Source organism: Mycobacterium novum, from assembly GCF_010726505.1.
Lineage (GTDB): Bacteria > Actinomycetota > Actinomycetes > Mycobacteriales > Mycobacteriaceae > Mycobacterium > Mycobacterium algericum.
Map to the genome: position 1 here is coordinate 4,325,441 of NZ_AP022562.1, position 12,278 is coordinate 4,337,718.

11 protein-coding genes and 1 pseudogene are annotated in these 12,278 nt (G+C 70.7%); 4 read left to right on the plus strand and 8 right to left on the minus strand.

What is annotated here, in order from left to right:
* Positions 1-35: 35 nt before the first annotated feature.
* Positions 36-2,435 (minus strand): CaiB/BaiF CoA-transferase family protein, encoded by a 2,400-nt coding sequence (locus G6N19_RS20390; RefSeq protein ID WP_193465520.1) that lies wholly within the window; start codon positions 2,433-2,435, stop codon positions 36-38.
* Between the two features lie 57 nt (positions 2,436-2,492).
* Between G6N19_RS20390 and G6N19_RS20395 the strand changes: the two genes are divergently transcribed.
* From G6N19_RS20395 to G6N19_RS20405, 3 genes are all read left to right on the plus strand, one after another.
* Positions 2,493-4,898 carry a phosphoketolase family protein gene (locus tag G6N19_RS20395; RefSeq protein WP_013828885.1) on the plus strand — a complete coding sequence of 802 codons (2,406 nt, stop codon included), beginning with the start codon at positions 2,493-2,495 and terminating at the stop codon, positions 4,896-4,898.
* Between the two features lie 5 nt (positions 4,899-4,903).
* Entirely contained in the window at positions 4,904-5,314 is a 411-nt protein-coding gene (locus G6N19_RS20400; protein WP_158019465.1) for an MmpS family transport accessory protein, read from the plus strand.
* 67 nt (positions 5,315-5,381) lie between these two features.
* On the plus strand, positions 5,382-6,149 hold the full coding sequence (locus G6N19_RS20405) for a CPBP family intramembrane glutamic endopeptidase (RefSeq protein ID WP_041317835.1): 768 nt from the start codon (positions 5,382-5,384) through the stop codon (positions 6,147-6,149).
* 91 nt (positions 6,150-6,240) lie between these two features.
* Here G6N19_RS20405 and G6N19_RS20410 read toward each other — a convergent pair whose 3' ends face one another.
* From G6N19_RS20410 to modA, 7 genes and pseudogenes are all read right to left on the minus strand, one after another.
* Positions 6,241-7,269, minus strand: coding sequence for a zinc-binding alcohol dehydrogenase family protein (locus tag G6N19_RS20410; protein WP_041317832.1), 1,029 nt, complete (start codon positions 7,267-7,269; stop codon positions 6,241-6,243).
* Between the two features lie 34 nt (positions 7,270-7,303).
* Positions 7,304-7,618 (minus strand): GlsB/YeaQ/YmgE family stress response membrane protein, encoded by a 315-nt coding sequence (locus G6N19_RS20415; protein WP_041317829.1) that lies wholly within the window; start codon positions 7,616-7,618, stop codon positions 7,304-7,306.
* 56 nt (positions 7,619-7,674) lie between these two features.
* The gene (locus G6N19_RS20420) at positions 7,675-8,616 is read right to left on the minus strand and encodes an alanine and proline-rich secreted protein Apa (protein WP_013828880.1); all 942 of its coding nucleotides are present in this window, start codon (positions 8,614-8,616) and stop codon (positions 7,675-7,677) included.
* 37 nt (positions 8,617-8,653) lie between these two features.
* Positions 8,654-9,286, minus strand: a complete 633-nt coding sequence (locus tag G6N19_RS21890) for a TOBE domain-containing protein (protein WP_456320077.1) — start codon at positions 9,284-9,286, stop codon at positions 8,654-8,656.
* A 33-nt stretch (positions 9,287-9,319) separates the two neighbouring features.
* Positions 9,320-9,712: pseudogene (locus G6N19_RS21895) on the minus strand (ATP-binding cassette domain-containing protein); the annotation flags it as partial.
* Between the two features lie 62 nt (positions 9,713-9,774).
* The gene (locus G6N19_RS20430; protein WP_013828878.1) at positions 9,775-10,563 is read right to left on the minus strand and encodes an ABC transporter permease; all 789 of its coding nucleotides are present in this window, start codon (positions 10,561-10,563) and stop codon (positions 9,775-9,777) included.
* 3 nt (positions 10,564-10,566) lie between these two features.
* The gene (modA, locus tag G6N19_RS20435) at positions 10,567-11,331 is read right to left on the minus strand and encodes a molybdate ABC transporter substrate-binding protein (protein WP_013828877.1); all 765 of its coding nucleotides are present in this window, start codon (positions 11,329-11,331) and stop codon (positions 10,567-10,569) included.
* Positions 11,332-11,556: 225 nt separating this feature from the next.
* Between modA and G6N19_RS20440 the strand changes: the two genes are divergently transcribed.
* Positions 11,557-12,228 (plus strand): SDR family oxidoreductase, encoded by a 672-nt coding sequence (locus tag G6N19_RS20440; RefSeq protein WP_013828876.1) that lies wholly within the window; start codon positions 11,557-11,559, stop codon positions 12,226-12,228.
* Positions 12,229-12,278 lie beyond the last annotated feature (50 nt).

Below are 12,278 nucleotides of genomic sequence, written 5' to 3' on the forward strand. Positions count from 1 at the left end.
GCGTTGCGGAAGCGCAGCGGAACCGTCGAATCGGGTTAGTCCGCGGCAAACAGCACGCCGTCGGCGATCAACCGCTCGATGTCGTCCCCGTCGAGCCCGAGCAGCGTGTGGCAAAGGGCACGGGTGTCCTGGCCGGGCAGCGGGGCCGGCCGTTGCGCCGCCTGCGGAATATTGCGGAACGGTGCCGGACCGGTTTCAGCCGGCAGCGGGTGCTCGATGAGCGGATGAGTCATGTCGGCGAACACCGCGCGGTGGCTCAGCTGGGGATCCTCGGCGATGTCGGGTGGCCGGTTCATCGGCCCGGCCGCCACCCCGGCCGCCTGCAGCAGCTCGCCGACACTGGCCGGAGTGCACTCACCGGTGTGCCGGCTCAGCTGGTCGACGAGTTCGGCACGGTGGGCGCTGCGTTGCTCACCGGTGCCGAAGCGCGGGTCGGCGGCCAACGCCGCGTCGCCGAATGCCGCTGCCACACGGCGCCAATCGTCATCGGTGCGAATCGAGACCACGCACCACTCGTCGACGCCGGAACACCGGCAGACCAGGTCCAGTCCGGTGTCCGGCACTATCGACGGTCCCGCGGCCCGTGCCACGTAGCCGGTGTCGAGTTGATTGACGGCGGCCTCGGCCTGCGAGACATGGACGTGGGCTCCGGCGCCGGTTCGCCGGCCGGCTATCAGCGCTGCCAGCGCCCCGATGGCGGTGACCCGCGCGACCACGTGGTCGGGGAAGACGGTGGTGGCGTCGTAGAACGGGTGGCGTCCGGTCGCTGCCGCGCGCTGGCTGCCCTCCGGGCCCGGCGGAGCGGTCCACAATGCGGTCACCCCGGTGGTGGCACGCACCAGCGGGCCATAGCCCATCCGGTCACTCCACGGCCCGGTCTGGCCGAACGCACTGCTCTCGGCGAGCACCACCCGCGGATTGATACCGCGCAGGGTGTCGTAGGAAAATCCCAGGGCGGCAAGTGTTCCCGGCTTGAAGTTGGCGAACACCGCGTCAGCGCCGCCGACCAGGCGGCCGAAGATCTCCTTGCCGGCCGGGTTGCGCAGGTCCAGGCCGAACCCCAAGTTGTTGCGGTGCGTCCAGGCGAACGATTCGCTCATCGCCGATCCGGGGCGAGTCTGCCGCAGGCCGTCGGGGTAGGCCGCGCTCTCCACCTTGATGACCTCGGCGCCCAGGTCGCCGAAGAGCCGACTGGCTTCCCCGCCGGCCACGATGACCCCCAGGTCGACGATCCGGACGCCGTCGAACGGCCGGGCTCCGCTCACGCCGCCGGATGCCGGCCCGACCGGCGGGCGGGCTCGCCAGCCGGTGTTCGGGCCGCCGAGGGCCGGTGCCGGGCTGCGGAAGCCGGCCCGGTGATCGTCGACCACGTAGTAGCCGGTCGGGATCAGCGCGGTGCGGCCCGGGGCCAGTTCGGCGTGGGTTGCGGCCCGCGCCGCCGCGAAATGTTCACCGGCCAGCACCTGCGCCGGTTCGCCCACCGCGGCGATCGGCACGCCGCGGGCCTGCCCGGCGGTGACCAGATCGGCCATGTCCCGCTCGGCGAACAGCTCACGAACCAGCACGCTGATCTGTGGCCAGGCCGCGAATCGCTCACCGATCACGTCGAATCTGGGGTCGGCGTAAGCGGCCGGCTCCCCCAGCCACGCGCGCAGCCCGCGCCACTGCCGTGGCGACATCACGCACAGCCGCACGTAGCCGTCCCGGCACGGATAGATCGGGTAAGCGTCCTGGTTGCGGGGCCGGCCACGCCAGCGGCCCGCCCCGCGGCGGGCCGCGGCCACCTGGCCCTGGGAACCGAAGATCGGATCGAGCACCGTGACCACCGCATCGAAGCGGGCGAAGTCGATGTAATCGCCGACGCCGCAACGCAACCGGTTGTAGTAGGCCACCAGCACCGCCCAGCCGGCCTGCACCGCCGCGGTCGCCGAGGCGATCCCGTCCGGCGGCAGCACCGGGGTTCCGCTGGTCGGCCCTGATCGCGACAGCGCCCCGGAAAGGGCGTAGAGCACCGCGTCGGTGGCCTGCCAGTGCGAACGCGGCCCGCTCGTGCCGAAGTCGGTGACCGACATCGTCACCAGGTGGCCGTAGCGGTCGGCCAGTTCACCGCACGAGGTCCCGAACCGCGAGGCCCCGAGGTCGGCGGTGTGCCCGCGCGGGCCGCCGTCCACGACGATGTCGGCGGTTCGCGCCAACTCCTGGAACCGGCGGCGGTCCCGTTCGTCGGCCGGATCCAGGATGACACTTCGCTTGTTGGCGTTGTGCAACGCGAACGGGATGCTCACGCCGCCCAGCAGTGGGGCGGCGGTGCGTGCCGGACTGCCGCCCGGAGGCTCCACCTTGAGCACATCGGCCCCCAGGTCGGCGAGCAACCGGGTGACCGCGTCGGCGTCACCACCGGCCAGATCCAGAACGCGAACCGATTCCAGCAGCACGTGGCCAGGGTAATGAACGGTTGCCGCGGGTCCGCTTCGGCGCGGACAATCGCAGAGATGAGTGCAGAGACCACGGCGCCGGCATCCGCGACACTCCCCGACGACGACCTGGCACGCATCGACGCCTACTGGCGGGCCGCCAATTACCTGTCGGTGGGCCAGATCTATCTGTTGGACAACCCGCTGCTGACCGAACCGCTGGCCGCCGAGCACGTCAAACCGCGGCTGTTGGGGCACTGGGGCACCACCCCGGGCCTGAACCTGCTTTACGTCCACCTGAATCGGGTCATCCGTGAGCGGGACGCCGACGTCATCTTCGTCACCGGGCCCGGCCACGGCGGGCCGGCACTGGTCGCCAACGCCTACCTGGAGGGCACCTACAGCCAGGTGTACACCGGCATCGAGGAGAACCGCGACGGACTGCGGAAACTGTTCCGCCAGTTCTCGTTTCCCGGTGGCATACCCAGCCACGTGGCCGCCGAGACGCCGGGCTCCATCCATGAGGGCGGCGAGCTGGGCTACGCGCTGGTGCATGCCTTCGGCGCGGCCTTCGACAATCCCGAACTGGTGGTGGCCTGTGTGATCGGCGACGGCGAGGCCGAGACCGGGCCACTGGCCGCCAGCTGGCATTCGAACAAGTTCCTCAACCCCGCCGTGGATGGCGCGGTACTGCCCATCCTGCATCTCAACGGCTACAAGATCGCCAATCCGACGCTGCTGGCCCGGATCCCGCATTCGGAGTTGGAGGCGCTGCTGCGTGGTTACGGCTACCGCCCCATCACCGTGGCCGGCGACGATCCGGCCGTCGTGCACCGGTCGCTGGCGGCCGCGCTCGACGACGCGTTCGACGACATCGCGGCGATCCGCCGCGCCGCGCGCGCCGACGGCTCGACCATGCGGCCGGTGTGGCCGATGATCGTGCTGCGCACCCCTAAAGGCTGGACCGGGCCGGCAAAAGTGGACGGTCAGCAGGTGGAGGGCACCTGGCGGTCGCATCAGGTGCCGCTCGCTGCGACCCGCACCGATCCCGAGCACCGCAGGCAGCTGGAAGAATGGTTGCGCGGTTACCGGCCGACGGAGCTCTTCGATGAAGCGGGCCGGCTGCGGCCGGAGCTGGCCGCACTGGCGCCGCGCGGGAACCGCCGGATGAGCGCCAACCCGCACGCGAACGGCGGCTTGCTGCTGCGCGACCTGGACCTGCCCGACTTCCGGGACTACGCCGTGCCGGTGTCCCGGCCGGCCACCGAGACCCACGAGGCCACCCGGGTGCTGGGAACGTTCCTGCGCGACGTCATCGACCGCAACCGCGATCGGTTCCGTTTGCTGGGCCCCGACGAAACCGCCTCGAATCGCCTTTCGGCGGTGTTCGAGACGACCGACCGGGTCTGGCTGTCGGAGACCGCACCCGGCGATGACCACATGGCCCCCGACGGCCGGGTGCTCGAAGTGCTCTCCGAACACCTGTGCCAGGGCTGGTTGGAGGGCTATCTGCTGACCGGCCGGCATGGGCTGTTCAACTGCTATGAGGCGTTCGTGCACATCGTCGACTCGATGTTCAACCAGCACGCCAAGTGGCTTGCCGTCAGCCGCGAGCTGCCGTGGCGTCGGCCGATCGCCTCACTCAATTACCTGCTGACCTCCCATGTCTGGCGCCAGGACCACAACGGCGCGTCGCATCAGGACCCGGGCTTCATCGACCTGGTGGCCAACAAACGCCCCGAGGTGGTGCGGGTCTACCTGCCGCCGGACGCCAACACCCTGCTGTCGGTGGCCGACCACTGCCTGCGCAGCCGCAACTACGTGAACGTGATCGTCGCCGGCAAGCAGCCGGCACTGGCCTACCTGGACATGCCCGAGGCAGTGGCGCACTGCACCCGGGGACTGGGCATCTGGGACTGGGCCGGCACCGCCACCGGTGAGCCGGACGTGGTGCTGGCCTGCGCCGGCGATGTCCCCACCCTCGAAACGCTGGCCGCCGCGGACATCCTGCGTCGGGAGCTGCCCGGCCTTGCCGTGCGGGTGGTCAACGTGGTGGACATCATGCGGCTGCAGCCTGCCACCGAGCATCCCCACGGGTTGCCCGACAGCGAGTTCGACGCCCTGTTCACCCGCGACAAGCCGGTGATCTTCGCCTACCACGGCTATGCTTGGCTGATCCACCGGCTGACCTATCGGCGCACCAACCACGACCAGCTCCACGTGCGCGGATACCGCGAGCGCGGGACCACCACCACGCCGTTCGACATGGTGATGCTCAACGACCTGGATCGCTTCCATCTGGTGATGGACGTCATCGACCGGGTGCCGGGTTTGGCCGAGCGCAGCGCGCTGCTGCGCCAGCAGATGGCCGACGCCCGGCTGGCCGCCCGGCTCTACACCCGCGAGCACGGTGAGGACGATCCCCGGATCACCGACTGGACGTGGCGAACGGACGTGTCCGGAGCCGACGGCGGGATAAGGTGACGGCCATGACTGTTCACCCGTCACCGGTCCGGACGCCCCGCAAGGCGACAATGCTGCTGTTCGGCGTGCTCGTCGCCTCGGCGACCGTCGCCGGGGTCACCCCGGCCGGCGCGACCCCGGACCTCACCTTGGTGCCGGTCCGCTATGACCTGACCGGAACCGGCGTCGCCGGCTACATCACCTACCAGACCCAGAGCGGTCAGTCCCACGCCACCAACGCCCCGTTGCCCTGGTCGATCGAGCTGACCGGCCGGATGACCAACATGACCACTCCCGCGTCGTACTCTGTGAGCGCCCAGAGTGCCGGCCCCGGCACGCTGAGCTGCACGGTCAGCGTCAACGGGAAGGTCGTCAGCCGACAGACCGCGACCGGAGACCCGGCGCGGGTGCTGTGCACGACCCACGGGCCCCGCTGAGCTTTCTTGAGCCCCGCGCGTAATGACGGGACTGCGTCAACTTCCGAGCGCGCGTAGAATCCGACCAATGCCTTGCCACGATTTCGCGGCGTCCGGGGGGCGGCATCCGTTGGTGTCACAACTCGCGGCGCTGAACCAGTTCCGCGCCTTCGTCGACGTCGCCGTCGTCGTGGTGGTCTTGGTGATGGCCAACCTGGTCGCGCATTTCACCACGCCCTGGGCTGCGGTGGCCACGGTGCCCGCAGTCGCCGTCGGTCTGGTGGCCCTGGTCCGCTGCAATGGTCTGAGCTGGGCGGAGCTCGGTCTGGGCCGCGCCCACTGGAAGTCCGGGGTCGGCTACGCCGCCGCGGCGGTACTGGTCGTGGTGTCGGTGATCGCCGTCGGCGCCTTACTGCCCTGGACCAGGCCGATGTTCTTGAACAACCACTACGCCACCCTGTCCGGCGCGGTGGTGGCCTCGATGCTGGTCATCCCGCTGCAGACCGTCATCCCCGAGGAGCTGGCGTTCCGCGGCGCGCTGCACGGCGCACTGCACCGGGCCTGGGGTTTCCGCGGGGTCGCCGCGGCGGGCTCGCTGCTGTTCGGGTTGTGGCATGTAGCGACATCGCTCGGACTGACCAGCAGCAATGTCGGATTCACCCGGCTGTTCGGCGGCGGGTTCCTGGGCATGGTGGCCGGCGTGACGCTGGCGGTGCTGGCCACCGGGGCGGCCGGTTTCGTGTTCAGCTGGCTGCGCCGCCGCAGCGGCAGCCTCATCGCTCCGATCGCCCTGCACTGGTCGCTCAACGGGGTGGGTGCCCTCGCTGCCGCCCTGGTCTGGCAACTGTCGGCGTGAGCCGAAGCTGGGACCGCCGCATCAACACAGCGGTTCAGCAAGGCTCGACGAAGGAGAGCCGAAGCTGGGACCGCCGCATCAACACAGCGGTTCACACCACCAGCACGGCCGCACCGGCGATCCGGTCCGCGGCAAGGTCCGCCAGTGCCCGGTCGGCGTCGCCCAGCGAGTACTCCGGCGTCGTCACAGTGATGTGGTGCGCCGCGGCGAACTCGAGGAACTCGCGGGCGTCAGCGCGGGTGTTCGACGTCACCGACCGGATCCGGCGTTCGTAGAACAGGTCGCGCTGGTAGTTCAGCGACGGGATATCGCTCAGATGGATTCCAGCGATCGCGCACGTGCCACCGCGATCCAGGGCCTGGCAGGCGGGCGGCACCAGCTCGCCGACCGGCGCGAACAGGATGGCCGAGTCCAACCGCACCGGCGGCGGGTCGGCCGCCCCCTGGACCGAGGCCGCCCCCAGCTGCAGCGCCAGCTCCCGCGCCTGCGGATCGCGGGTCATGACGTGCACCTCGGCGCCGCGGGCCAACGCGACCTGCGCGGTGATGTGCGCACTGCCGCCGAACCCGTAGATTCCCAGCCGGCCGCCGGGCGGCAGGTCGGCCAGTTGCAACGAGCGGTAGCCGATGATGCCGGCGCACAGCAGCGGCGCTAACTCGCTGTCGCTGTAGCCGCCGGGCAGGTGATGGGCGAACGCGGCTGGGACAGTCGCGAATTCGGCATACCCGCCGTCGTCGTCCCAGCCGGTGTAGCGCGACCGCGGACACAGGTTCTCATCGCCCCGGCGACAGTAGCGGCAGCTTCCGCAGGTGTGCCGAAGCCAGGCGATTCCGACCCGATCCCCCACGGCGAAGCCCCCGCCGGCCTCAGCGCCCACCTCGACGACCTCGCCGACCACCTCGTGGCCGGGGGTGACCCCGGCGCGGTGCACCGGTAGGTCACCTTCGGTGACGTGCAGGTCGGTGCGGCACACCCCGCAAGCGCGCACCGCGACCAGCAACTCCGAGGGCTGCGGCCGGGGCACCGCTGTGCTGACCCGGTGCAATGGACCGCCGGCGATGGGACCGGGACGATCCACCCGCCAGGCGGTCATGGTCACCCCGGGAGACTGCGCACCCATGACGACATTGTGCGCGCAGCGACCGGAGGTCGGGTCAGCCTCTGCGCACCAATCCCAGCAGCCATAGCAGCACGACCGACCCCAAGGTCGCGGTGAACAGCGTGAACCACCAGCCACCGCCGGCCGTGTCGAGGAAGAAGCTCAGCAGGAAACCACCGATCAACGCGCCGATGACACCGATCACGATGTTCATCAGAATTCCGCGGCCGCCGCCGCCGACGATCTTGCCGGCCAGCCAACCGGCGATAGCACCGATGATGATGTAGCCGATCCAGCCGACGCTGGTCAGCGTCGTCGAGCGTTCGGCGAGGAATTCCGTTGCCGCCAGCACATATGTTTGCGCAGTCATAGCGCCAGGCTAGCGGTTTTCACACCGCGGCGCGGCAAACTACGCCAGCCGCTGCGTCAGGGCGCGGGCGCCGGTGCCGGCGGCGCCGGGGCGGGTTCCGGGGCCGGAGCAGGTGCCGGAGCAGGAGCAGGCGCCGGTGCGGGAGCCGGCGCGGGGGCAGGCGCCGGTATACCCGGGATGCCGGGCGCCGGAGCGGGTGCCGGCTCGACCGGGGCCGGGGCGGCGGCCAGCGGGCGGATGGACTCCGTCAGCGCTTTGGCCGCCTCCCGGTCCACCGGGTTGTTGGCGGTTCCCAACCACACCACGAACCACCGCTCAGTCTGGGCGCCGGTGCCGCCGTCGGCCGGCGGCACACCGATGACGCCGCTCCAGATCTGGCCGACCGGTTTTGCCGGGTCGGTGAACTTGACCTCGTAGTAGGACGCGCTGCCGGTCAGGCCGCCGCCCGCCAGCTGGGTGCTTTCCTGGTTGGCGCGGGTCCCGGGGTAGGGCATGAAGAATTCGCCCATGTCGGATCCGAGCCGGGTGGCGGCCTTGGCGTTGTCGGTCTCGGCGCTGGCGTAGAGCCGCTGATCCAGCTTGCCGAGCACGATCCTGGTGTCGTTGGCCACCGGTGCGGGCTGCCCAGGCAGCATCGGCTCTCCGGTCTGCTTGCTCAGCAGCGAGGATCCGTATTCCAGGTGGCTGGTGTCGGACTGCACCCAGCCGCCGGGCAGCACGTAGCTGAATCCGCCGGCCACGTCGTCGACCCGGCCCGCCTCGGGTGCGCCCGGTTCGGCGACCGGCGCCGGTGGGTTCGCGTCGGCGGGGGGCGGCGCGTCGGCCGGTGGCGCATCGGCCGTGGCAGGCGGCGCCGGCGGTGGTGGCGGCGGTGGGTCCGCGTAGGCCGGCGACGCCATGGCGAATGCCAGCGCACCGGCGATCGCGGTGGCCCACGTCGTCGCAGCCACCGCCCGAATGCCCCTGTGAGCGGTTGAGGTCAGGTCCACCTGCTTCATGGCAGAAAAACCTACCGCGTCCCGACCGCTACGCAAGTTACGCCATGCCGGGGTGTGTCGCGCGCAAGGTCACCTCCTGCGCCTTGACACCGAACCAGACCGGCTCGCCCGGCGCGAGCCGCAACTCGCCGGCGGCCTCGGCGGTGATATCGGCGGCCAGTCCGGGTGCGCCGTCCGGCTGGTCGACACCGCGTACCTGGATCGCGCTGCCCCGTGCGTCCAGTTCGGCGACGGTCACCGCGACGAGGTTGCGCGGGCTGCCGTGCGCCGGCGGCTCCCGATACACCGCAACCGCCCGGGGTGTACACACCGCGACGGCCGGCCGGCCGACGCCCGGGCCGTCGTCGGCGATTCCGTGCCACCGGTCGCCCCACCGGGTGCGTAACACACCGTCGCTTTCGATCACCCCGGCCACCAGGTTGAAACCGGCGATGCGCGCCCCGAACCGGCTGCGAGGCGCGGCCAAAACCTCTGCGGTGCCACCGATTTCGGCAACCCGGCCCGACTCGAGCACCAGTACCCGATCGGCCAACGCGAACACGTCGAGCAGGTCGTGGGTGACCAGCACCGTGGTGCGGCGGGTGGTGACGATAACCTCACGCAGCACGGTGCGCACCGCTTCGGCCGCAGCCACATCCAGCCCGGCCAACGGCTCGTCGAGCAGCAGCACGTCGGGTTCGGCGGCCAGGGCGCGGGCGATCGCGACCCGCTGCGCTTGGCCGCCGGAAAGCCGGCGCGGCTTGCGGTCGGCCAGCTCTTCGGCGCCGACGGCGCGCAACCACGGCGCCGCCAACGCCCGGGTGCGCGGCTGCCGCCGACTAAGGCGCCACCGACGGTGACCACTGTGCGGTCCGAACGCCACGTTGGCCGCCACGCTCAGGTGCGGGAACAGCAGTGGATCCTGCATCAGCAGGCCGATGCGGCGGTCGCAGGTGGCGATGTGCACCCCGGCCGCTGCGTCGGTCAGCACTCGATCGCCGACGCGCACCAGGCCCGGGTCGGGCCGCAGCAGGCCGGCGATCACGTGCAGCAGGGTGGATTTGCCGGCGCCGTTGGGCCCGAGCACCGCGAGCACCTCACCCGGCGCGACCGTCATATGCACGTCCAGGCCGCGCTCGGCCACCACCGCGTGCAGCGTCAGCCCGTCCGCCACGCGCTTCACCCGATGCCGGCCAGCCGTCGGGCTCCCAGTCCCAGCACCACTACCGCCGCCACCGCCACCAGCAGCAGCGACATCGCCGCGGCGGCGTCGGCGTCGGTCACCCGCTGCAGATAGATGGCCAGCGGCAGCGTTCTGGTCACGCCCTCGCGGGAGCCGGCGAAGGTCAACGTCGCCCCGAACTCCCCCAGTGACCGCGCGAAGGCCAGCACCGCCCCCGAGATCAGGCCCGGTGTCAGCAGCGGCAGCGTCACCCGCCACCACACCGTGCTCGGCCGGGCTCCCAGACTGGCGGCCACCACCTCGTAGTCGGCGCCGGCGGTGCGAGCCGCGCCCTCCAGCGCGATCACCAGGAACGGCAGCGACACGAACGTCTGCGCCAGCACCACCGCGGCTGTGGTGAACGCGATGTGGATTCCGGCCGCCTCCAGGTAGCGGCCCAGCAGCCCGAGCCGCCCGAACGCGTACAGCAGCGCGATACCGCCCACCACCGGCGGCAGCACCAGCGGCAGCAACGTGAGGGGCCGTAACAGCCGCACCACCCGCGACTGACCGCGCGCCAGGACCAACGCCATCGGTACGCCCAGCACGACGCAGAGCGCGGTACTGACCGCGGCCGTTTTCAGGCTCAACCCCAGCGCGGTCATCGACGACGGACTGGTGATCAACGACCAGAAGTGCGGCCAGTCGACCCTGACCGCGATCGCCACCAACGGCAGCACCACGAATGTGGCGCCGATCGCGGCGGGCACATAGACCCAGTTCGGCAGGTCATTGGGCCGGTGCACAGATCAGGGCTCACCGAAGCCGGCGGCGTGCAGGATCTTCTGCCCCGCTGCACCGGTGACCAACTCGACGAATGCGCGGGCCGGTGCGGCTTGCGCCACGTCTTTGAGCAGCGCGACCGGGTAAGTGTTGATCGCACCCGCCGCCTCGGGGAATTCGACGGTGGCCACCTTGTCGCCGGCGTGGATGGCGTCGGTGCGGTAGACGACCCCGGCGTCGGCCTGGCCGGTGGTGACCTTGTTGAGTACGTCGGTGACGTCGGGCTCCTCACTGACCGGATTCAGCCGGACCCCGGTGAGGTCTTCGACCTTGCCGGTCGCCGCTCCGCATGGCACCGGCGGTTGACACACCACCACGGCCAGGTCGGGGCCGGCCAGATCGGCGAAGGAGCGTACCGCGTGCGGGTTGCCGGGCGCGGTGACGATCACCAGTGTGTTGCTGGCGAACGGCACCGGCTCACCGTCCAGCAGGCCGGCCCGGGCGACCTTGTCCATCTGGGCGGTGTTGGCCGATGCGAAGACGTCGGCGCGGGCACCCTCGGTCAGCTGGGTGGCCAGATCCGAGGATCCGGCGAAGTTGAACTCCACTGCCACGCCGGGGTGGTCGGTCTTGAACTGCTCGGCGATCTCGGTGAACGCCGCCTTCAGCGACGCCGCAGCGAACACCGTGATCGATGGCATCGCCGGGCCGGAACTACAGCCGGTCAGTCCCGTCGAACCCGCTGCCAGCATGATCGCCACCGCGCCGGAGACCACCCGGGTTCGCCACATGGCCAACAAGCCTATCGGGGACCGCAAGCGCGGCGAAGCCGGGCGCTGGGGGCACCTCCCGCTTGCGGGGGACGGGTCGCCGACACCAACACCGGCGATCGCCAGCACGGCGAAGCGCGCCTAATCCGGACCGTAGCCGGATCGTGTCTGTGCCGAGTTGCGCCCCGCGCCCGCAAACCGGCTACTGTCCAGTAACATAGCTGCGAACACGAGGAGGTCCTACCGATGGATGTGCTGGTCACCGGTGGTGACACCGAATTGGGTCGCACCGTTGCAGAAGGCTTCAGCGAAGCCGGCCACAAGGTGACGATCGCAGGGATGCGAGGTCCCGAGCTCGAAATCGCCGCCAAGGAACTCGACGCCAACGCCGTCGTCTGCGACAACACGGATCCGGCGAGCCTGCTGGCGGCCCGCGGCCTGTTCCCCCACCACCTCGACACCATCGTCAATGTCCCCGCGCCGCGCTGGCTGGGCGGTGACCCGCGCGCCTACTCGCTGGCCGACCAGGCCGCGGCATGGCGCGGCGCCCTCGACGCCACCGTGCTCTCGGCGGTGCTGACGGTCGCGACCGTGGGCGATCACCTGCGTTCCGGCGGCTCGATCGTTTCGGTGATGCCGGAGAACCCGCTCGACGGCGGCGCCGATGCGGCCGTCAAGGCCGCACTGTCGAACTGGACCGCCGGGCAAGCCACGGTGTTCGGCACCCGCGGCATCACCGTCAACGTGGTCGCCGCCGGCGCCGGCGCGCGCCCGGGCTACGACGGGCTCACCAGTGCCCCGGCCGGGGCGGACACCGAGATCGCCCGCCTGGCGGTGTTCTTGACCACACCGGCCGCCCGGCACATCACCGGCCAGACCCTGCACGTCAGCCACGGAGCGCTGGCCCATTTCGGCTGATGTCACACCGGAGTGGCTAATCCCACAACGATCGAATTCGGTGACCGCCA